This is a genomic window from Streptomyces sp. NBC_00775, from assembly GCF_036347135.1.
GTDB lineage: Bacteria > Actinomycetota > Actinomycetes > Streptomycetales > Streptomycetaceae > Streptomyces > Streptomyces lutosisoli.
This window is the reverse complement of the sequence record NZ_CP108938.1, coordinates 2204760-2226455: the sequence shown is the minus strand read 5'-3', so window position 1 is coordinate 2226455 and position 21696 is coordinate 2204760. Positions and strand designations below refer to the sequence as shown.

General features: G+C 70.8%; 18 protein-coding genes and 1 pseudogene. 13 read left to right on the top strand and 6 right to left on the bottom strand.

Going from position 1 to position 21696, the window contains the following annotated elements; all coding sequences use genetic code 11:
- The first annotated feature begins 32 nt into the window (after positions 1 to 32).
- Positions 33 to 1775 (top strand): pyruvate dehydrogenase, encoded by a 1743-nt coding sequence (locus OIC96_RS10065; protein ID WP_330308198.1) that lies wholly within the window; start codon positions 33 to 35, stop codon positions 1773 to 1775.
- A gap of 85 nt (positions 1776 to 1860) precedes the next feature.
- Here OIC96_RS10065 and OIC96_RS10060 read toward each other — a convergent pair.
- Positions 1861 to 2450: pseudogene (locus tag OIC96_RS10060) on the bottom strand (alpha-mannosidase); the annotation flags it as partial.
- 174 nt (positions 2451 to 2624) lie between these two features.
- Between OIC96_RS10060 and OIC96_RS10055 the strand changes: the two are divergent.
- Positions 2625 to 3077, top strand: a complete 453-nt coding sequence (locus OIC96_RS10055; RefSeq protein ID WP_330308199.1) for an ATP-binding protein — start codon at positions 2625 to 2627, stop codon at positions 3075 to 3077.
- Between the two features lie 98 nt (positions 3078 to 3175).
- On the opposite strand, the gene OIC96_RS10050 is transcribed toward OIC96_RS10055, so the two are convergent.
- Together OIC96_RS10050 and OIC96_RS10045 are read right to left on the bottom strand one after the other, a co-directional pair.
- Positions 3176 to 4216: a DUF2637 domain-containing protein gene (locus OIC96_RS10050; RefSeq protein ID WP_330308200.1), complete on the bottom strand. Its 1041-nt coding sequence runs from the start codon at positions 4214 to 4216 to the stop codon at positions 3176 to 3178.
- 317 nt (positions 4217 to 4533) lie between these two features.
- Complete coding sequence (locus OIC96_RS10045; protein WP_330308201.1) at positions 4534 to 5412, bottom strand: (2Fe-2S)-binding protein; 879 nt, start codon at positions 5410 to 5412, stop codon at positions 4534 to 4536.
- A gap of 156 nt (positions 5413 to 5568) precedes the next feature.
- On the opposite strand from OIC96_RS10045, the gene OIC96_RS10040 reads away from it, so the two are divergent.
- From OIC96_RS10040 to OIC96_RS10030, 3 genes are all read left to right on the top strand, one after another.
- Positions 5569 to 6438, top strand: coding sequence for a GntR family transcriptional regulator (locus tag OIC96_RS10040; protein WP_330308202.1), 870 nt, complete (start codon positions 5569 to 5571; stop codon positions 6436 to 6438).
- A 78-nt stretch (positions 6439 to 6516) separates the two neighbouring features.
- On the top strand, positions 6517 to 6984 hold the full coding sequence (locus OIC96_RS10035; RefSeq protein WP_330308203.1) for a hypothetical protein: 468 nt from the start codon (positions 6517 to 6519) through the stop codon (positions 6982 to 6984).
- Between the two features lie 146 nt (positions 6985 to 7130).
- A complete protein-coding gene (locus tag OIC96_RS10030) occupies positions 7131 to 7433 on the top strand; it encodes a hypothetical protein (RefSeq protein WP_330308204.1) in 303 nt (100 codons plus the stop codon).
- Positions 7434 to 7542: 109 nt separating this feature from the next.
- On the opposite strand, the gene OIC96_RS10025 is transcribed toward OIC96_RS10030, so the two are convergent.
- The gene (locus OIC96_RS10025) at positions 7543 to 8316 is read right to left on the bottom strand and encodes a hypothetical protein (RefSeq protein ID WP_330308205.1); all 774 of its coding nucleotides are present in this window, start codon (positions 8314 to 8316) and stop codon (positions 7543 to 7545) included.
- 150 nt (positions 8317 to 8466) lie between these two features.
- Positions 8467 to 10140 (bottom strand): PucR family transcriptional regulator, encoded by a 1674-nt coding sequence (locus OIC96_RS10020; protein ID WP_330308206.1) that lies wholly within the window; start codon positions 10138 to 10140, stop codon positions 8467 to 8469.
- Positions 10141 to 10506: 366 nt separating this feature from the next.
- On the opposite strand from OIC96_RS10020, the gene OIC96_RS10015 reads away from it, so the two are divergent.
- From OIC96_RS10015 to OIC96_RS09990, 6 genes are all read left to right on the top strand, one after another.
- Positions 10507 to 11397: an FAD binding domain-containing protein gene (locus tag OIC96_RS10015; RefSeq protein WP_327432755.1), complete on the top strand. Its 891-nt coding sequence runs from the start codon at positions 10507 to 10509 to the stop codon at positions 11395 to 11397.
- Positions 11397 to 11999, top strand: coding sequence for a (2Fe-2S)-binding protein (locus OIC96_RS10010; protein ID WP_330308207.1), 603 nt, complete (start codon positions 11397 to 11399; stop codon positions 11997 to 11999). The genes OIC96_RS10015 and OIC96_RS10010 overlap by 1 nt, the downstream gene beginning before the upstream one ends.
- A gap of 2 nt (positions 12000 to 12001) precedes the next feature.
- A complete protein-coding gene (locus tag OIC96_RS10005) occupies positions 12002 to 14389 on the top strand; it encodes a xanthine dehydrogenase family protein molybdopterin-binding subunit (protein WP_330308208.1) in 2388 nt (795 codons plus the stop codon).
- Positions 14390 to 14676: 287 nt separating this feature from the next.
- A complete protein-coding gene (locus tag OIC96_RS10000) occupies positions 14677 to 16134 on the top strand; it encodes an NCS2 family permease (RefSeq protein ID WP_330308209.1) in 1458 nt (485 codons plus the stop codon).
- A gap of 44 nt (positions 16135 to 16178) precedes the next feature.
- The gene (locus tag OIC96_RS09995) at positions 16179 to 17330 is read left to right on the top strand and encodes an XdhC/CoxI family protein (RefSeq protein ID WP_330308210.1); all 1152 of its coding nucleotides are present in this window, start codon (positions 16179 to 16181) and stop codon (positions 17328 to 17330) included.
- 162 nt (positions 17331 to 17492) lie between these two features.
- Positions 17493 to 18659, top strand: a complete 1167-nt coding sequence (locus OIC96_RS09990; RefSeq protein ID WP_330308211.1) for a glycoside hydrolase family 6 protein — start codon at positions 17493 to 17495, stop codon at positions 18657 to 18659.
- Positions 18660 to 18753: 94 nt separating this feature from the next.
- Here the strand turns inward: OIC96_RS09990 and OIC96_RS09985 are convergent, their stop codons facing one another.
- Positions 18754 to 19212, bottom strand: a complete 459-nt coding sequence (locus OIC96_RS09985) for an SRPBCC family protein (RefSeq protein ID WP_330308212.1) — start codon at positions 19210 to 19212, stop codon at positions 18754 to 18756.
- A 127-nt stretch (positions 19213 to 19339) separates the two neighbouring features.
- Between OIC96_RS09985 and OIC96_RS09980 the strand changes: the two genes are divergently transcribed.
- Positions 19340 to 20353 (top strand): DUF2278 family protein, encoded by a 1014-nt coding sequence (locus tag OIC96_RS09980; RefSeq protein ID WP_330310333.1) that lies wholly within the window; start codon positions 19340 to 19342, stop codon positions 20351 to 20353.
- 121 nt (positions 20354 to 20474) lie between these two features.
- The gene (locus OIC96_RS09975; protein WP_330308213.1) at positions 20475 to 21695 is read left to right on the top strand and encodes a cytochrome P450; all 1221 of its coding nucleotides are present in this window, start codon (positions 20475 to 20477) and stop codon (positions 21693 to 21695) included.
- Position 21696: the final 1 nt, after the last annotated feature.

Sequence of the window (21696 nt, the reverse complement as noted above, 5' to 3'; positions counted from 1 at the left end):
AGATCCAAGGATCGCGAAGAGGTGCGTGAAGCATGGCCAAGCAGAACGTCGCCGAACAGTTCGTCGACATCCTCGTCCGCGCGGGCGTCAAGCGCCTGTACGGAGTCGTCGGCGACAGCCTGAACCCGGTCGTCGACGCCATCCGGCGCAACTCCGCCATCGACTGGATCCACGTCCGGCACGAGGAGACCGCCGCCTTCGCCGCGGGCGCGGAGGCCCAGATCACCGGCAAGCTCACGGCCTGCGCCGGCTCCTGCGGCCCCGGCAACCTCCACCTCATCAACGGCCTGTACGACGCCCACCGCTCCATGGCCCCGGTCCTCGCCCTCGCCTCGCACATCCCCTCCAGCGAGATCGGCCTCGGCTACTTCCAGGAGACCCACCCCGACCAGCTCTTCCGCGAGTGCAGCCACTACAGCGAACTGATCTCCCACCCGAAGCAGATGCCGAGGCTGCTGCAGACGGCCATCCAGCACGCCGTCGGGCAGAGCGGCGTCAGCGTCGTCTCCCTCCCCGGTGACATCGCCTCCGAGCCCGCCCCGGACAAGCCCGCCGAGACCGCCCTCGTCACCTCCCGGCCCAGCGTCCGTCCCGGCGACTCCGAGATCGACAAGTTCGTCGCGATGATCGACGAGGCCGAGAAGGTCACGCTCTTCTGCGGCAGCGGCACCGCGGGCGCGCACGCCGAGGTGATGGAGTTCGCCGAGAAGATCAAGTCCCCGGTCGGGCACGCGCTGCGGGGCAAGGAGTGGATCCAGTACGACAACCCCTTCGACGTCGGCATGAGCGGACTGCTCGGCTACGGCGCCGCCTACGAGGCCACCCACGAGTGCGATCTGCTGATCCTGCTCGGCACCGACTTCCCGTACAACGCCTTCCTGCCCGACGACGTCAAGATCGTCCAGGTCGATGTGCGCCCCGAGCGTCTGGGCCGCCGCTCCAAGCTGGACCTGGCGGTCTGGGGCGATGTGAAGGAGACCCTGCGCTGTCTGACCCCGCGCGTGCAGCCCAAGCAGAACCGGCGCTTCCTCGACAAGATGCTGAAGAAGCACGCGGACGCGCTCGAAGGAGTCATCAAGGCCTACACGCGGAAGGTCGAGAAGCACGTTCCCATCCATCCCGAGTACGTCGCCTCCGTGCTCGACGAACTCGCCGACGAGGACGCGATCTTCACGGTGGACACGGGTATGTGCAATGTCTGGGCGGCCCGCTACATCTCGCCCAACGGCCGCCGCCGGGTGATCGGTTCGTTCTCGCACGGTTCGATGGCGAACGCGCTGCCGATGGCGATCGGCGCCCAGTTCACCGACCGGAACCGGCAGGTCGTCTCGATGTCCGGCGACGGCGGATTCGCCATGCTGATGGGCGACTTCCTCACCCTTGTCCAGTACGACCTGCCGGTGAAGGTCGTCCTCTTCAACAACTCCGCCCTGAGCATGGTCGAGTTGGAGATGCTGGTGGCCGGGCTGCCCTCGTACGGGACGACGAACAAGAACCCCGACTTCGCGGCCGTCGCCCGGGCCTGCGGGGCGCACGCCATCCGGGTCGAGAAGCCCAGGCACCTCGCCGGCGCCCTGAAGGACGCCTTCAGCCACAAGGGCCCCGCTCTCGTCGACATCGTCACCGACCCGAACGCCCTGTCCATCCCGCCGAAGATCAGCGCGGAGATGGTGACGGGATTCGCCTTGTCCGCGTCGAAGATGGTGCTGGACGGGGGAGTCGGCCGCATGGTGCAGATGGCCCGCTCCAATCTGCGGAACGTGCCGCGGCCCTAGGGGCTCAGCAGCGGTTCGAGCGGCGGCGCCGCGGCCACCCGCGCATGTTGGCATGGTGTTGGCATCGGACTCCACCACATGGGGCGTCCTCGTCGCGTACGGCGAGATCGGCAGTCGCGAATCGGTAGATGGGCCGATCGCCCGCGGTCAGCACGTCCCCGATGGACGTAAGCTCGAAGCCGTGCGGGACCGCCGGGTCGGCGGCCGCTTCCAGTAGCAGCCGCACGGTCTCGCCTGTCCTCTCGGGCGCCGCGACGGTCGGATGCCGGTTGCGCGGGTGAATGCCCTTGAAGGGGACGCCCGCGACGTCGTACAGAGTCCCTCCGCCTGGAAATTGGGGCTGTCATCCGTGAACCCGGGGTCGACCACCATCTCCACTCGGCGGCCCGACCGTTCCTCGGGCACGCGGCCCTCGATCCGGAACCAACTTCTCGACCAGGGCTTTCCGCAGACCGCGCCGGTCGTGAAGGGTTCGTACGCGGCCCTCAACGCCTCATCCACGGGCGTCGGTTCGCCGGGTATGTGCCACACGGACAGCACCAGCGGCACCGGGTCGGAGTACTGCGCGGGGCGCAGGAACTGTCGCAGCGCGCGCTCCGGACGCCCCTCCACCGGCGAACGGTCGTCGTGCGCGGCGGCTTCCCGGTGCTCGGACGGCTGTGTCCAGCGATTCACTTCCCCACGGAGTTGCCGCGCATCCGCGGCCGCCCGGCGGGTGGTTGACGATTCGACATGACTGTCACGTGCCCTACGGGGCATGGATCCCCGTGAGCGTGTTCGAGCAGGAGGGGAACCGACATCGGCGTGCAGGCGGGGGTCATGAAGAGGCAGGTACGAGGAGGTGGTCCCATGGCCATGGGGGTCTCCTCAGCGAAGGCAGCGGAGGAAGAGGCCGACAGGGCGACGGACCAGCCGGACGGCGCACAGCTCAGGCGCAGGCTCGGCAGGGCGGACCTGCGGGCGGTGCCAGAGGCCCGTAAGGCGCTGAGGGAACTGTTACGGCACTGGGGGAAGCCGGGAAGGTCCGAGATAGCCGAGCTGCTGACCAGCGAGCTCGTCACCAACGCACTCATACACACCGACCACGACGCGGTTCTGACGGCCACCGTCGGACCCCGCGGACTCCGCGTGGAAGTAAGGGACTTCGTGGGACGCAGGCCCAGACTGCGGGTACCGAACGCCGACGACGGTACGCACGGCAGAGGCCTCGTTCTCGTACAGTCCCTCGCGGACGCGTGGGGTGTACGGGCACACGGCGTGGGCAAGGCGGTGTGGTTCGAACTGGACGGCGGCGCGGTGTAGGTAACCACCGCGCCGCCGTAGTCCTGTCCGGGCCCGGCCGGAGAGATCCGGCCGGGGCACCCGGGCTGGGGATCAGGTCCGGGCCTGGGCCTCAGGCCTCAGCCGAACTGCTGCTCAAGGTCCTTGAGCTTGCGCTCCAGGGAGTCGAGCCGGGGCAGGGCCATCGTGTCGTCCTCCGCGGTGAGGTCGACGGTGATGGGCTCAGTGCTCTTGCGGACGGGGGTAAGGGACGGCCGTGAGCGTACGGGCAGCTGCTCCGCGGTAGATATGGCAGGCTCCGCGGAAGCCTGGGCGGGAGCCCGCTCCACGGTCGTCTCCAGCTCTCGTCGGCCGCCTCCGCGACCCGGCAGGCCCCGGTGGCCGCGGCTGAGCGCCTTGAGGTGCGCCCGCTCGACCCGCTCCTCGTTCCGGCGGCGCAGACGGGTCTGCTCCTTCTGCCGCTTGTCCTCGCGCACCTCGTCCACGGCCTCGTCAAGGGTGCGGACGTTCTCCAGCAGCATCAACGACCAGGCGCTGTACGTCTCACGGGGCGCGCGCAGCCAGCGGACGATGCGGATCTGCGGCAGCGGGCGCGGAACCAGGCCCTGCTCACGCAGCGCGGCACGGCGGGTCTGCTTCAGCGCGCGGTCGAAGAGCACAGCGGCCGACATCGACATGCCGGCGAAGAACTGCGGAGCGCCCGCGTGGTCGATGCCCCGCGGCGCGTGCACCCAGTTGAACCAGGCCGCGGCACTGGCGAACGTCCATACGAGTATCCGGGAGCCGAGTGCCGCGTCGCCGTGGCTGGCCTCGCGCACCGCGAGGACGGAGCAGAACATGGCCGCGCCGTCCAGGCCGAACGGAACCAGGTACTCCCAGCCGTCGGAGAGGCCGAGGTTCTGCTGGCCGAAGCCGACCAGGCCGTGGAAGGAGAGTGCCGCGGCGACGGCGGCGCAGCAGAACAGCAGCACATAGGAAGCCGTGCCGTAGAGGGCCTCCTTGCGCCGGCGGCGCTCCTCGCTGCGCTCCCATGAGTCGTCGCTGCTCGCGCTCTCCCCGGACCGCTTGCCGCGCGCGAGCACAGCCACCGCCGCCAGCAGGCCCAGGAGCAAAACGGCGCCCGGAAGCAGCCAGTTCAGCGATATATCGGTCAGTCTCATCTGGGGTCCCTTGCATTGGGATAGGGCGTAACGCCCGCCATAGTGGCCCAAACCCGTCGGCCCTCAGGGGGTTTCGGGGCAAGAGGCCGCCAAGGGAGTGCAAGGGGATGCGCAGGGCGACTTTCTGCTCGAACTGCCGCGCGAGGGACGGGAGTTGAGTGCGAATAAGATTACCCGTACGGATGGTTCCACGGAAAGTTCCTGCGACAAGTGAGGAAATTGTGAATCGCCTGTAATCCGCAGGGGGTCTCAGTCTGTGGTGATCTTAGGGCACGTACGGCCCGGCTCGTGACCACGGCCGCCCTTCGCGGGCTGCCTCAACTGGCGGCGGAGGCCATCAACTTGGTCACACGGTCCGCGTCGCAGGTGCGCGGGCAGGTGGCGCAGGTGTCCTCGGGGCGCACGGTGTAGAAGAGGCAGCAGCTCGCCCGGTCGCGGGTCGGCAGGGACTCCCCGTTCGGACCCGTCAGTTCGCGGAACGCGGCGGAACCGGCGTACGGCCGGGTCGCCCCCGGCAGCAGCAGCTCCAGCTCGCGCATCGCGCGCCGCTCCTCGCCGAGCAGATGGGCGACGTACCAGAGGCCCTCGACGACCTCGTCGGTCGCCATGCCCCACAGGGCCCGGCCGCGTCGCCGCATGCGCGGGCCGAAGCCGCCCAGGACCGGCTCCAGGTGCTCGGCCACGGCGGCCCGCACCTCCGCCCGCAGCGCCTCCTCGTCCGGTACGACCCGGGCGCCGGGCAGGGCGGCCGCCGGATCGTCGGGCAGGCAGGCGAAGGAGGTGACGCGGACGGCCATACGGCCGAGGGCGCGCTCGTATGTGACGTGCTCCACAGGGAAGCGGGGTACGCGGCGCCGCAGGAACCAGGGAGCGGTGATCAGCAGACAGGCGGGCCAGGCGTAACGGTGCAGCGCGAAGCTGGCCACGACATCCGGCCGCGCCCGCTGCCCGTAGTCCCGGATCACCTGCGCCTCGTCCCAGGCGAGAAACGCGTCGAGGCCGGCCCCGCCCTCCGCGAGCCCGGCGGCGGCGACCCAGCCGCCGTCCCGTGGCGGCGCTTCCCCGTGTCCCAGCTCCATGACGCTCAGCCCCGGAAAGACCCTGGTCAGCTGGGCGTACGCGTCCGTGACGGCCGAGGGGGCCGGGCGGGCGCCGGTGCCGGCCGGGGTGCCCGAGGGCAGGGCGGGAGCGGGCATGGGGGACCATCGCCTCACGATCGTTAAAAGGTTAGGCTTACCTTACTCATTTTTTTGGATGTTTGAACTGAGGCCATGTGCGCCTATGGTGCTTGACGGACGGGTAACAACCGCCGCAATGACCCCCAAGTACCACCAAGCCCGGAGGAGGACCCCGTGGAGCAGGCCGGTCCGCGCAGCGCGCACGGCTCCGCCGGGGCGGGGGTCCCGGACATCCGTACGGCGGCCGTTCGGGTGCCCGCGCAGGCGCAGGCCTCGGACGTGGAGCGGAAGCGGGGCGTCGGCTCCGGAGGTGCCGGGTCCGGAACCGGTGTCGGTGTCGGCGCCGGGGCCACGGCTCGCGGTGAGCACACGCACAGTGAGACGCCCATCCCGCGCCCCCGCACCGACGTCGCCCGCCCCGTCGTGCAGCGTGCCTCCGTGCGCGGGCAGATCCTCGACGCCCTGCGTACCGCGCTCGTCGCGGGAGAGCTCGCCCCCGGAGCGGTGTACTCGGCGCCCGCGCTCGGCGAGCGCTTCGGAGTGTCCGCGACGCCCGTACGGGAGGCGATGCAGCAGCTCGCGCTGGAGGGCGCCGTCGAGGTCGTCCCCAACCGGGGGTTCCGCGTCATCGAGCGCGGCACACGGGAGCTGGCCGAACTCGCCGAGATCCGGGCCCTGATCGAAGTCCCCGTGATGCTGCGCCTCGCCCGCACCGTGTCCGCCGCCCGCTGGGCTGAACTGCGCCCGCTCGCCGAGGCGACGGTACGGGCCGCGTCGTCGGGCTGCCGCGCGACCTACGCCGAGTCCGACCGGGCCTTCCACCGCGCGGTGCTCGCCCTCGCGGGCAACGCCCAGCTGGTGCAGATCGCGGACGACCTGCACCGCCGCGCCCAGTGGCCGCTGGTCGGCGGCCCCGTCTCCCGCGGCCGCGCCGACCTGGTGGCCGACGCCGCCGAACACACCGCCCTCCTGGACGCCTTGATCGCCGAGAACCTGACGGTCGTGCAGTCCCTGGTGCGGGAGCACTTCACCGGCGCGTGCTGAGCTTGCTCCCCGGCCTCGGGGCCGGGCGCCCGAAAAACGCGTATCGCCGCAGGTGGCGGCGCGTCTAGCCTGTGGGCCATGCATCAGGACCGAAGACGCGAGCGGCGGTCGGCCCGCCGCGCGGAGCGGGTACGGACCCGGCACCGGGAAGCTCCGGCCCTGGCGGTCGCGGGGGCCGATGTCGTCCTCGTCGGGTACTTCTCCGCCAAGCAGAAGGACTTCGCCGCGCTCATGGACTCGGCGGCCGCGGAGATGACAGCGCGCGGCGCACGGGTCGTGGGCCGGATCACCCAGCGGCGCGGTGTCTCGGGCGGCGGAGTCAAGAAGATGGCCCTGCCGTATTCCAGGCGGACTCTCCTGAGCCCGGGGAAGGCCCGCGAGGTGGCCGAGGCCTGCGAGCGGACCGATGCCGACGCGGCGGTGTTCCTGACACCTCTGACCACTCTGACGGATCGTCAAGCAGAGCTGCTGACCACGCTGTTCGGCTGCCTCGTGATGAGTCTCGGCGAAATCCTCGCAGCGGACGGTCTCGCGGACGGCCACTGAAGCCGCGGGTACGTACCCTTCCGCTCATCCGTGTCACGGACCCGTACGGTCCGCGCAACACACCCCGACACCGGGAACCCGGCCCGCCCCGCCCGCGTGCCCCTGGATACACGGCGAGAGCCGGACCGAACCCGGGGGAGATTCCGATGCCCGACCCGTCCTGGATGGCACAGCAGCAGGCCCAACAGGCCGCCCAGCAGGCCCAGCAGATCCACCAGAACAACGTGCGCCACCACCGCCACATGCACGACATGGCCCGCATCCACGGCGGCACACCCCAGATGCACCGCCCCATGCCGTACAGCGGGAGCCGGGGCGGCAGCCTGCGCGGCTTCCTGACGCTCCTGGTGATCGTGGCCGTGGTCGTCTACGTGGCCCACGACCCCGAACTCCGCACCACCGTGACGACGTTCGCCCGCGACCTGTTGGCACGAGTCCAGAGCAACTAACGGTTTCTGGTGGCCCGGGGCTCAGCAGCGCCCCTTTAGGGGCGCGGGGAACTGCGCGGCCAGCCACGATCTACCCGCAGCCGCCCAACACACATGCTCTCCCGAGCTCTCAGGCGCTCGCCGCAGGCGGAGCCAACTGCTGCGCCAGCCACGTAGGCACACCCCCAAGCAACCGAAACAACCGCCCAGCCTCCGCCCGCAACCGAGACGCCTCAGGTTCGGCCTCGGCGTCGGCCAAGGACGCCAACGCCGGTGCCGTACCGACCAGATACCCCAACTCCTCGCGGATCCGCAGCGATTCGGCGAAGCCATGTCGCGCCTCCGCCAACTCCCCGTCCCGCAAGGCAAGTCCAGCGAGATGCCGCCAGGTGAACGAGAGCAGCAACGGGTCCCCCTGAGCGACCGCACCCGCATGAGCCCGCCGATACGCCGCGCGAGCGGCCTGCGGCGACCGCGCGAGATTCTCGGCGAGCAGCCCACGCCGGAAGTCGAGGAGGGCCCGCCCGGGGGCGCCTGGCGTGATCAGGGCCGCGGCCCGGCCGAGCGCGGCGCGCGCCTCGTCCGCACGGTCACGCACGCCGAGCAGCGTGGCCGCGTACGCCAGTTGCCCGCGCTCACAGGCCGCCGCGCCCCGCTCGTCGTCGCTCTGGGCCACCGCCTCCGCCGTGCGCAGCGCGTCCTCCGCCTCGGCCCAGCCCTGCTCGGTGTACAGACACCGTTCGACGAGGAGTGAGGCCCGCTGGAGCGACGCTCCCGCCGTGTGCGGTTGGAGCAGTGCCGCCGCGTCGGCCCAGCAGGCGCGCGAGCGCAGCCGCCATACCGCGGTCTGGAGTGGATCGTCCCCTGCAGTCGTTCCGGAACCAGACATGGCGGTATGCGCCACGTTGCCCTCCCCGAGCACGCCATTGAGCTGTTGAGTGGTGGCATCTCAGCACGGATCACGGGGCCCGGCCAAGGGGGCGGGTGAAGGATTTCACAAAGTCGTGGGACACCGGCGGCACTTGGGGAGTCCGGGGCCGCCGGGCCCGCGACCTCAGCTCATGCGCAATGCCAGGAAGAAATCGAGCTTGTCCTCCAGGCGCGACAGGTCCCGACTCGTCAACTGCTCGATACGGCCCACCCGGTAGCGCAGCGTGTTGACGTGCAGGTGCAGCCGCGTGGCGCACCGCGTCCAGGAGCCGTCGCAGTCGAGGAACGCCTCCAGGGTGGGGATCAGCTCGGCACGGTGACGGCGGTCGTAGTCCCGCAGCGGGTCCAGGAGCCGTGCGGTGAAGGCGCGGCGTACGTCGTCCGGCACGAACGGCAGCAGCAGTACGTGCGAGGCCAGCTCCTGGTGTCCGGCCGCGCAGACCCGGCCCGGACGCGCCCCGGCGACCCGGCGTGCGTGCCGGGCCTCCTCCAGCGCGCCGCGCAGCCCCTCCGCCGAGTGCACGGCGGCGCTGACGCCGAGCGTGAGCCGCCCGTCGTCGTTCAGACCGGCCGAGAGCGGGGCCCGTACGGCCTCCAGAAGCGTGTCGGCGAGCAGGCCCGACTCGGAGCCGTCGTGCTCCGCCGAGACCGCCGGAAGGGGTACGAGAGCGATCGCCTCGTCACCCGTGTGGGCGACGGCGATACGGTCGGAGTGCTCCGGTCCCGCCGACAGCGGGTCGACGAGGATCTCCTCCAGCAGCGACTGGGCGACCGGACCGCCCTCGATCTCGCCGCCCTCCCACTCGACGCGGGCCACCACGACCTGCCAGTGCGGCGCGGCGCCGAGGCCCGGCAGCAGCACCGGCGCGGCCACCCGCAGCCGCGCCGCGATCTCGGCGGGCGCGGCGCCGGTCTGCACCAGCTCCAGAACCTCCTGCGCGAGCCGCCGCCGCACCGTGCGCGCCGCGTCCCGCCGGTCCCGCTCGACCGCGATCAGCTGGGTGACACCCTGGAGCAGGTCGAGCCGCTCCTCGGGCCAGTCCCCGGCATCCGCCTCGACGGCGAGCACCCAGTCGGAGAGCACCGTCTCGCGCACGTCCCGGGACGCGCCCGTGGAGCGCCCGGACGAGCGGACCGGGAAGAGCGAGTACGGCGTCGTGCCGACCGTCACCCGGTGCGGCCCCCGCCGTCCGGTGCGCGCCGCCGCCAGGTGCTCGGCGGCCAGCTTGGCGCACACGTCCGCGGGCAGCGCGCCCCCCTCGGCCTTGGAGCCCGCGATGGGCCGTCCGGTGGGCGAGAGGACCCAGGCCCGCAGGTCCAGGTCGGTGCCGAGCAGATCCAGCACCACGTCCGGGCCGCCGCCGGCCGGACCGGAGGTCATCATCCGCCGGTGGCGGTCCACCACGGCGGCCAGATCCCCGGCGCGCTCGCCCGAGACCTGCCGTACGACGTGTTCGGTGATCGTCGCGAAGGCCACCCGCTCGTTCACCGCGAACAGCGGCAGCCGGTGCCGGACGCAGGCCTGGACCAGGTCGTCCGGCACAGCGCCCAGCTCAGCCTCACCGGCGGCGAGGGCCGCGACCCCGGCGCCCGCGAGGATGCGTACGAAGGGCTCGGAGTCCCCGGCGTCGTGCCGCCAGGCGAGGCCGGTGAGGACCAGCTCGCCGCCCGAGAGGTAGCGGCTGGGGTCCTTGAGGTCCGTGGTCATCACACCGCGTACGGTGCGGTCCAGCTCGTCCTCGCCGCCGAGCAGCCGCAGGCCCAGCGCGTCGGTGTCCAGCAGTGCGCGCAGCCGCATTCTCGTCGCCGCCGTTCTTTGTCTCGAAATCTACGATGGATCTGTGGGATCTGGGAGCGGATCCCCCCGCGAGTGGGTCGGGCGAGCCGTACCGGTCGGCTCCCGGGCTGTGACCTGGCTCTCAAGGGCTGTGACTGACGTTTCCCCAGGAAAACGAGGAGGTTACTGATGACCTCCGTTCATACGAATCTACAAGATGCGCGCGCTGGCCAGCCAACTCCTTCATGGTTTCGGTGACTGACCCCGGTGCGGGACGGCGCTGTGTACTGGCGTCAATCCGCGTTAACAACTCATGAACGAGCCGGGCCCGCCGCACACGATCTGGCTTGATCAGAACCACCACGATACGAATGAAGAGAGCCACTCATGGACTTCCTTCGCCCCGCCAGCTGGGAGGAGGCGCTCGCCGCCAAGGCTGAGCACCCCACCGCTGTGCCGATTGCGGGTGGCACCGATGTGATGGTCGAGATCAACTTCGACCACCGCCGGCCCGAGTACCTCCTGGATCTGAACCGCATCGGCGAGCTGAGCGAGTGGGAGGTCGGCGAGGAGAGCGTGCGCCTGGGCGCCTCCGTTCCCTACACCCAGATCATGGAGAACCTGCGCGGCGAACTGCCCGGCCTGGCCCTCGCCTCCCACACCGTGGCCTCCCCGCAGATCCGCAACCGCGGCGGCGTCGGCGGCAACCTCGGCACCGCCTCCCCGGCCGGTGACGCCCACCCCGCGCTCCTCGCGGCGGGCGCCGAGGTCGAGGTCGAGTCCGTACGCGGCTCGCGGCTGATCCCGATCGACGAGTTCTACACCGGCGTGAAGCGCAACGCGCTCGCGGCCGACGAGCTGATCAGGGCCGTACACATCAAGAAGGCGGACGGCCCGCAGCAGTACTCGAAGGTCGGCACCCGCAATGCCATGGTCATCGCGGTCTGCGCCTTCGGCCTGGCGCTGCACCCCTCGTCGCGTACGGTCCGCACCGGCATCGGCTCGGCCGCGCCGACCCCGGTCCGCGCCAAGGCCGCCGAGGAGTTCCTGAACGCGGCGCTCGAAGAGGGCGGCTTCTGGGACAACGGCAAGATCATCACCCCGTCGGTCGCCAAGCAGTTCGCGGACCTGTGCTCCGCCGCCTGCAACCCGATCGACGACGTCCGGGGCACGGCGAGCTACCGCCGCCACGCGGTCGGCATCATGGCCCGCCGCACCCTGACCTGGACCTGGGAGTCGTACCGCGGCACCGCCGCCCGCACGGAGGGAGTCGCGTAATGCGCGTCAATTTCACGGTCAACGGCCGTAAGCAGGAAGCCGACGACGTGTGGGAGGGCGAGTCCCTTCTGTACGTGCTGCGTGAGCGCATGGGCCTGCCCGGCTCCAAGAACGCCTGCGAGCAGGGCGAGTGCGGTTCCTGCACCGTCCGCCTCGACGGGGTGCCGGTGTGTTCGTGTCTGGTCGCGGCCGGTCAGGTCGAGGGCCGCGAGGTCGTCACCGTTGAAGGTCTCGCCGACTTCGCCAAGCAGCGCGCCGAGCACGGCGGTTGCGCCACCGGAGCCTGCGGGACGTCCGGGACATCGGGCACGACACTCGACGAGGCCAAGCACTGGGCCGCCAAGGGCCACGACTCGCAGACTGGCGAGGGCGGCGAACTGTCGCCCATCCAGCAGGCGTTCATCGACGCCGGCGCCGTCCAGTGCGGCTTCTGCACCCCGGGTCTCCTGGTGGCCGCGGACGAGATGCTGGAGCGCACCCCCAACCCGACCGACGCGGACATCCGCGAGGCGCTCTCGGGCAACCTGTGCCGCTGCACGGGCTACGAGAAGATCATGGACGCGGTCCGCCTTGCGGCCGCCCGGCAGTCCGAGGCGGTCTGACCATGGGTACGACTGGTACGCCCACCAACATCACGCAGGGCTCCAAGACCAAGGGCGGCATCGGCGAGTCGACGCTCCGCCCGGACGGCACCCTCAAGGTCACCGGCGAGTTCGCGTACTCGTCCGACATGTGGCACGAGGACATGCTCTGGGGCCAGATCCTGCGCTCCACGGTCGCCCACGCGGAGATCGTCTCGATCGACACCTCCGAGGCCCTCGCACAGCCCGGCGTCTACGCCGTCATGACGTACGACGACCTGCCGACCGAGGTGAAGAACTACGGCCTGGAGATCCAGGACACCCCGGTCCTCGCGCACGGCAAGGTACGCCACCACGGTGAGCCGGTCGCGATCGTCGCCGCCGACCATCCGGAGACCGCGCGCCGCGCCGCCGCCAAGATCAAGGTGGAGTACAAGGAGCTGCCGGTCATCACGGACGAGGCGTCCGCGACCGCGCCCGACGCGATCCTGATCCACGAGGGCCGCGACGACCACCACATCGGTCACGTCCCGCACCCGAACATCGTGCACCGTCAGCCGATCATCCGCGGCGACGTCGAAGAGGCCGCCAAGAAGGCCGACTTCATCGTCAAGGGCGAGTACACCTTCGGCATGCAGGACCAGGCCTTCCTCGGCCCCGAGTCCGGTCTCGCCGTGCCGTCGGAGGACGGCGGTGTAGAGCTGTACATCGCCACCCAGTGGCTGCACTCGGACCTCAAGCAGATCGCGCCCGTCCTCGGCCTGCCCGAGGACAAGGTCCGCATGACGCTCTCCGGCGTCGGCGGCGCGTTCGGCGGCCGCGAGGACCTGTCGATGCAGATCCACGCCTGCCTGCTGGCGCTCCGCACCGGCAAGCCGGTCAAGATCGTCTACAACCGCTTCGAGTCCTTCTTCGGGCACGTCCACCGTCACCCCGCCAAGCTCTACTACGAGCACGGCGCGACCAAGGACGGCAAGCTCACCCACCTGAAGGCCCGGATCGTCCTGGACGGCGGCGCGTACGCCTCCGCCTCCCCGGCGGTCGTCGGCAACGCGTCCTCGCTCGGCGCCGGCCCGTACGTCGTCGACAACGTCGACATCGAGGCCATCGCCCTCTACACCAACAACCCGCCCTGCGGCGCCATGCGCGGCTTCGGCGCGGTCCAGGCGTGCTTCGCCTACGAGGCCCAGATGGACAAGCTCGCCGACAAGCTGGGCATGGACCGGGTCGCCTTCCGTCAGCTCAACGCGATGGAGCAGGGCACGATCATGCCGACCGGGCAGCCGGTCGACTCCCCGGCCCCGGTCGCCGAACTCCTGCGCCGCGTCAAGGCGATGCCGATGCCGCCGGAGCAGCAGTGGCTCGCGGCCGGCGAGGCCGCCGACGTACGGCAGCTGCCGGGCGGCCTCTCCAACACCACCCACGGCGAAGGCGTCGTACGCGGTGTCGGCTACGCGGTCGGCATCAAGAACGTCGGCTTCTCCGAGGGCTTCGACGACTACTCGACCGCCAAGGTCCGTATGGAGGTCGTGGGCGGCGAGCCCGTCGCGACGGTCCACACGGCCATGGCGGAGGTCGGCCAGGGCGGCGTCACCGTCCACGCGCAGATCGCCCGCACCGAGCTGGGCGTCACCCAGGTGACGATCCACCCGGCCGACACGCAGGTGGGCAGCGCCGGTTCGACGTCCGCGTCGCGTCAGACGTACGTCACCGGTGGCGCCGTCAAGAACTCCTGCGAGCTGGTGCGCGAGAAGGTCCTGGAGATCGGCCGCCGCAAGTTCGGTACGTACCACCCCGCCTGGGCCACCGCCGAACTCCTCCTGGAGGGCGGCAAGGTCGTCACCGACGGCGGCGAGGTCCTCGCCGACCTGGTCGACGTACTCGAAGGCGAGGCCGTCGAGATCGAGGCCGAGTGGCGGCACCGTCCGACGGAGCCCTTCGACCTGCGCACCGGGCAGGGCTTCGGCCACGTCCAGTACACCTTCGCCGCGCACCGCGCGGTGGTCGAGGTGGACACCGAGCTGGGCCTGGTCAAGGTCATCGAGCTGGCCTGCGCCCAGGACGTCGGCAAGGCGCTCAACCCGCTGTCCGTCATCGGCCAGATCCAGGGTGGCACCACCCAGGGCCTCGGCGTGGCGGTCATGGAGGAGATCATCGTCGACCCCAAGACGGCCAAGGTCAGGAACCCGTCCTTCACGGACTACCTGATCCCCACCATCCTCGACACGCCGACCATCCCCGTCGATGTGCTCGAACTCGCCGACGACCACGCCCCGTACGGGCTCCGTGGCATCGGCGAGGCCCCGACCCTCTCCTCGACTCCGGCCGTCCTCGCGGCGATCCGGAACGCGACGGGTCTGGAGCTCAACCGGACGCCGGTACGCCCCGAGCACCTCACGGGCACCGCGTAACCCCCGGGGGGCGTGGGAGAGAAACTTCTTCCTGGGGGGACTTCGTCCCCCCACCCCCCCTCGCAAGGCTCTCCGGGCGGCGCCGGGAACGTCACACTTCGCCGCGCCGCCCGGAGTACTCAAGTACCGCACCGCTCGCGGCACTTGACGCAACACCCTTAGTTGATCGCTCAATCCCTTAGTTCGCCTCGGGCCGTCCCCCGGGTCGTGCAGCCGAAGCACCTTCCCAAATCCCGCAGCCGATCGAGGCCAGGCGGGTGCCCCTGTGAACCTTGGGAGTAAGGCACATGACCCAGCAGTCACTGGAGCCGCAGACCGTCGCGGAGGACGCGGGCACGGGTAGCCGTGTCCCGGCCGGACGGTTGTGGCTCGACCGGTACTTTCACATATCCCAGCGGGGAAGCTCGATCGCGCGTGAGGTGCGCGGTGGCGTCACGACCTTCATGGCGATGGCGTACATCCTGCTGCTCAACCCCCTGATCCTGTCCGGCAAGGACGCGGCGGGGGACATGCTCGGCCAGAAGGCCCTGATCACCGCGACCGCGTTCGCGGCGGCCTTCACCACGCTTCTCATGGGCTTCGTCGGCAAGGTGCCGCTCGCCCTGGCCGCCGGACTCTCCGTCTCCGGTGTGCTCTCCTCGCAGGTCGCCCCGCAGATGACCTGGCCGCAGGCCATGGGCATGTGTGTGATGTACGGCGTGGTCATCATGCTTCTGGTCGTCACCGGCCTGCGCGAGATGATCATGAACGCGATTCCGCTGGCGCTGAAGCACGCGATCACCATGGGCATCGGCCTCTTCATCGCGCTGATCGGCCTGGTGAAGGCCGGCTTCGTCCACCAGGGCAAGGCGACCCCGGTCACCCTCGGCCCCACCGGTGAACTCGCCGGCTGGCCGGTCCTGCTCTTCGCGGCGACCCTGCTGCTGATCTTCATGCTCCAGGCGCGCGGCGTCCCCGGCGCGATCCTCATCGGCATCGTCTCCGGCACGGTCCTCGCCGTCGTCCTCAACGGCCTCGGCGTCATCGACCCCAAGCAGTGGGCCAGCGGCGCTCCCGAACTGCACGGCAGCGCCGTCTCGATGCCGGACTTCTCGCTCTTCGGCAAGGTCGAGTTCGGCGGCTGGGGCCAGGTCGGCGCGATGACGGTCGGCATGATCGTCTTCACCCTCGTGCTCGCCGGGTTCTTCGACGCGATGGCCACCATCATCGGCGTCGGCACGGAGGCCAACCTGGCCGACGCGCAGGGCCGGATGCCGGGTCTGTCCAAGGCGCTGTTCATCGACGGCGCGGGCGGAGCGGTCGGCGGTGTCGCCGGTGCGTCCGGCCAGACGGTCTTCGTCGAATCGGCGACCGGCGTCGGCGAGGGCGCCCGCACGGGCCTCTCCTCGGTGATCACCGGCCTGTTCTTCGCGGCCTGTCTCTTCTTCACCCCGCTGACGGCGATCGTCCCCGGCGAGGTGGCGGCGGCGGCACTGGTGGTCATCGGCGCCATGATGATGATGAACGCCCGCCATGTGGACTGGGCCGACCGCGCCACGGCGATCCCCGTCTTCCTCACCGTGGTGATCATGCCGTTCACGTACTCCATCACGGCGGGAGTCGCGGCCGGCGTCATCAGCTACGTCGCCATCAAGATCGCCCAGGGCAAGGCCCGGGAGATCGGGGCGTTCATGTGGGGCCTGACGGCGGTCTTCCTCGTCTTCTTCGCCCTGAACCCGATCGAGAGTTGGATGGGCGTCCACTGACGCTCAAGAATCCCGTACGCAACCGCTGTTAAGGAGACCGAGAGATGCTGGACATCGCCGAAGAGCTGCACCGGTGGGTCGAGCAGGGACGCGACTTCGCCGTGGCCACCGTGGTGGCCGTCGGCGGCAGCGCGCCCCGCCAGCCGGGCGCCGCCCTCGCCGTCGACTCCGACGGCACGGCGATCGGCTCGGTCTCCGGCGGTTGCGTGGAGGGCGCGGTCTACGAACTCTGCCAACAGGCGCTGGAGGACGGCGAAACCGTCCTGGAGCGCTTCGGCTACAGCGATGACGACGCTTTCGCGGTCGGCCTGACCTGCGGTGGCATCATCGACATCCTGGTCACCCCGGTCCGTTCCGGCGACCTCGCCCGCCCGGTGCTCGCGACGGCGCTGGCCGCCGCGTCGGGCGGCGAGGCGGCGGCCGTCGCACGGATAGTCTCGGGCCCGGGGGAGCTGATGGGCCGCGCCCTCGTCGTACGCCCCGACGGCTCGTGCGACGGCGGCTTCGGCGCCCACCCCGAACTGGACCGCACGGTGGCGAGCGAGGCAGCCGCCTTCCTCGACACGGGCCGCACCGGCACCCTGGAGATCGGAGAGCAGGGCTCTCGTTGCGGAGCACCGCTCACGGTGCTGGTGGAGTCCTCGGTTCCGCCCCCGCGCATGATCGTCTTCGGCGCGATCGACTTCGCCTCGGCACTGGTCCGCATCGGCAAGTTCCTGGGCTACCGCGTCACGGTCTGCGACGCCCGCCCGGTCTTCGCCACGGCGGCCCGCTTCCCGGACGCGGACGAGATCGTCGTCGAGTGGCCGCACAAGTACCTGGAGCGCACGGAGACCGACTCGCGGACGGTGCTCTGCGTCCTGACCCACGACGCCAAGTTCGACGTACCTCTGCTCCAGCTCGCGCTGCGGCTTCCGGTGGCGTACGTGGGTGCGATGGGGTCGCGCCGGACACACCTCGACCGGAACGACCGGCTGCGTGAAGTCGGCGTCACCGAGCTGGAGCTGGCGCGGCTGCGCTCGCCCATCGGCCTCGACCTCGGCGCCCGGACGCCCGAGGAGACGGCGCTGTCGATCGCCTCGGAGATCGTCGCCAACCGGCGCGGGGGGAGCGGGGTCTCGCTCACGGGCGCGCACACCCCGATCCACCACGAGGGGGCGTCGGCGTCCGTGGGGCGGATCGGGTCGGTGGCCTGACCGGCGTACGCACGAGGAGAGGGCCCGCCGCAGACCGTGGCGGGCCCTTTCTCATCCGCAACCGTGTCATCGGTATTGACGCGAGCATGACCCTCGACGAATCTCCCATGGGAGCGCTCCCGCAAGTTCCTCGTGACCGTTGCGATCCAGGAGTGAACCCGGATGAGACGTACCTCAACATGGCTTGCCGCCCTGTCCGTCGGGCTGGCGTCCCTCTTCGTCGCACCATCGGCGCACGCCGCGGATTCGGTGGACCGCGGCCCCTCGCTGTATGTCCCCGACGCCAACCCGGCGGCGTACGACCAGGCCCTGGAACTCGCCCGGGCCGGCCAATTCCTCGACGCGGCGGGCGTCCTGGCCATGGTGAACACCCCGCAGGCCGTGTGGTTCGGGGATCAGAGCCCCGCCCAGGTGGAGCGGCTGATCCGCGAAGTCGTGCGGGACGCGGACAAGGAGGACGCGATCCCCGTGCTCGCGCTGTACAACATCCCCGGCCGCGACTGCTCCAACTACTCCGCGGGCGGCGCCGCCGACACGGCGGAGTACAAGGAGTGGATCGATGCCGTGGCGCGGGGGATAGGAGGGCGTGACGCGCTCGTCACCCTTGAGCCCGATGCCCTCGCGCTGCTGCCGTCCGACTGCGGGCAGGACGACGCGCAGGGGACGAAGACCGCCGCGCGGTACGCGGAGGTCAACTACGCGGTGGACAAGCTGGAGCCGCTGGCCGGGACCCGGGTCTATCTCGACACCGGTCACTCGGGCTGGCACACCGTCAACTCCATCGTGCCGCGGCTGATCAAGGGCGGCGTGGCGCGTGCCTCCGGCTTCTACACCAACGCCTCGAACTACAACACCGACGACGCCAACTCCTGGTACGGCAAGCTGATCTCATCGTGTCTGGCGTATGTGGACGGAGGCGGTGACGTCGCCGAGTGTCCGCATCAGTGGTGGCCACGGGCCGACGCGCAGGCCTGGCTCGACACGCATGTGAAGACGCCCCCGTCGCGGATGAAGCACTTCGTCACCGACTCCAGCCGTAACGGACAGGGGCCCTGGACTCCGCCCGCCGGCAAGTACACCGACGCGCAGGACTGGTGCAATCCGCCGAACCGGGGCCTCGGTGCCCGCCCGACCCTGCGCACCGGGGACCCGTTGCAGGACGCCCGGCTGTGGATCAAGACGCCCGGCGAGTCGGACGGGCTGTGTCTGCGCGGTACCGCGGGGCCCGAGGACCCGGAGCGCGGGACGGTCGACCCGGACGCGGGGGACTGGTTCCCCGAACAGGCCCTGGAACTGGTCCGGTTCGCCAGTCCGCCGATCCTGCGCTGACGTTCGAAGGCGTGCCGGCCCCGCCTCGGCCGGGTGGCAGCCCCGCCTCTGTGAGGCGTCGGCTTCTCCCCGGCCGGGCGGCCGCTCTGCCCGGTCAGACGTCCCCCTCTCCGCCGTCACCTCGCAGCAACCCCTCCACCGCCCGCCCGAACATCCACCGCGCCACCCACCGCAGCGGCCGATCGGCGACCCCGGGCAGCCACCGCACCCTCAAGTCCTCCCGCCACACCACCCGTGAGCCCCCGCCGTCCACCGGCCGCACCTCGATCTCGGCCCACCCCGTGACGAACGTGCCGTGCTTGACCAGCCGGCACCGACCCGGGCCGCCGTCCCGCGGCGGCTGCCATGTGACGACCTCCATCGGGTCGTCGAACGCCACGGGCCCCACCCCCGATCGCGCCACGAAGGCGGTGCCCACCTGTGTCGGCGGCGGGGTGAGCACCGTAACCCGGGTCAGGGGGACGACGTCCGCGTGCCGGGGCCAGTCGGTGAGGCGCCGCCAGCTCCGGTCGACGGGCAGGGGAGACGCGCGTTGCAGCAGGAAGAGGACCACCAGGTGATCGTAGGCAGGAGAACGCCAAGTGAATTCTCACGTAACCACCCGATATCGGGCATCATCGCCCTACCATTCCCTCATGGGGCGAGCAACGGCGCCCGCCCCCACGGGGAAGTTGGTCACCATGCCGCTGAAGGCGTACGGCGTACTGGTCACACGGGCGGTCGACACCCGCCGGGAGGGCTCCGCCGACAGCCCGCACTACCAGATCCATCTGACGGACGACCAGGGGACGCACTACCGGGCGTCGGTCAACGTGAAGTCGCAGGAGCGGCCGTCCGAGCTGCTCTATCTCGTCAACGACGACTTCCAGCACCCGGTCACCGCGCACCTGGAGGGTCTGGCCTCCGGCTGGAACACGCTGCCGCCCGGACCCGGCGGCCCGAACCTCGACTTCGTGCGGGGCAACCTCTTCGACCCGGCGAAGATGCGCACGCTGCCACCGGACGTGCAGGGTCCCGACAACGACCTGGCGGATCTGCTCGACCACTACGTACGGCGCGCGGTCGACGACCCGGCCGCCAGGCTGTACGTCTTCGGTGAGCGCTTCGGCCCGGAGCCGGGCGTCCGGGACAAGGTCTTCGGGTTCCTGCCCGGCAACGGCGTGCACGACATCCATATGAACCAGGGCAACAGCGCCCGCTTCCAGGACGACGACGGCGTCTGGCAGGACGGCGGACTACTGATCCACTTCCCGGCCCAGTCGCGCTGGGTCGGCGTCTTCCTCGCCTTCCAGAGCCAGTCCTGGCACACGGACGACGTCACCGGACACACCATCGTCCCGGACGGCGGCGGCTCCCGCCCGGAACCGGGCAGCCAGCCGGTGCGTATCGTCGCGGCCCTCGTCAATCCCCGGGGCCCGGCGCCCGAATCCGAGAACGTCACGCTGATCAACGCCTCACCCGACCCGGTCGACCTCACGGGCTGGCGCATCGCCGACCGCCTGGGCCACACCTGCCCGGTGCCCGCCGGACAGCTCGCCCCCGGTGCCAGCCTGTCGGCCTCCCTGGCGGATGGCGTCCAACTGGGCAACAGCGGCGGCCAGATCACCCTGCTCGGCGCCGACGGCCTGAAGGTGCACGGCGTCTCGTACACCGCCCAGCAGGCCGCCCGCGAGGGCTGGACCGTCGTGTTCTGACACCGCGTCTCCGTCCCTTCTCGACCCTCGTCGACCCCGCTTGGCCAAAGGCGCCCTACCACCCCGCCCCACCCTGCGGCACCATGAGCGCGACCCCGCACCCATGGCCGGAGGGCGCCCCGTGGACGATCAACTGCACGGCAGGCTCGACGAGTTGCAGCGTGATCCCTACCCGCACTACACGCGGGCACGGCGGGCCGAGGGGCTCGTTCACGTGCCCGAGCTGGACGCCTGGCTGGTGGCCCGGGACGCGGACGTACGCGAGGTGCTGCGGCGGCCGGAGGACTTCTCGTCGGCCAACGCGCTCACGCCCGACGTGTTCCCGTCGCCCGCCGCGCTGGCCGTGCTGGGCGGCGGATTCGGCGGCCGTCCGGTCGTCGTCACCTCCGACGGGGCCCGGCACCAGGAGCTGCGCGCCCCGATCGTCCGGGGCCTGTCGCCCGCGCGGGTCGCGGCGGCCCTCCCGTACGCCGCCGAGCGCGCCGCAGCCCTCGTTGACGCCTTCGCCAAGGACGGCCACGTCGAGCTGATGTCCGCGTACGCGCGGCGGTTACCGGGCGAGGTCATCGGGCGGATCGTCGGGTTCGACCCCCAAGACGTACCCGCCGTCGTCCACGGCGGCCACCGCGCCGAAGAGCTGCTGTTCCGCCCGCTGGACGAGGACGGGCAAGTGGCCGCCGCCCAGGACGTCGTGACGATGCAGCACATCCTCGACGCGCTCATACGCGAGCGGCGCGACCGTCCGGGTGCGGATCTCGCCGACGAACTCATCCACTCCCTCGCCCCCGGTGACGGTGAGCTGACGCTCGATCAGCGACACGAACTCGTCGCGCATCTGCAGAACCTGCTCATCGCGGGCCATCTGACCACCACCGCGCTCATCGGCAGCACGGTGCTGCACCTGCTGCGCCATCCGCGCCAGTGGGAGCTCCTGTGCGCGGAACCCGACCGCATTCCGGCGGCCGTCGAAGAGGCCGCGCGCTACGACACGGCACTGCAGGGCTTCCGGCGCGTTACCACCCGAGCCGTGACCCTGGCGGGCACCGAACTCCCGGCGGGCTCCGCCGTGTTCGTCGCCTTCGGCGCGGCGGGCCGGGACGGGGCGCGCCACCCGCGGCCCGACGAGTTCGACATCACCCGGGCCCCCGGCCGCCATCTCGCCTTCGGTTTCGGCGTGCACAGCTGCCCCGGATCACAGCTCGCGCGCGAGCAACTCCGCATCACGCTAGAGGTGTTGACACACCGGCTGCCAGGACTGCGGCTTTCCGGGGACCACTCCCCGGTTATCATGCGTCCCACGATGATCCACCGATCGCCCGAGGCGCTGCACCTCGCCTGGTGAC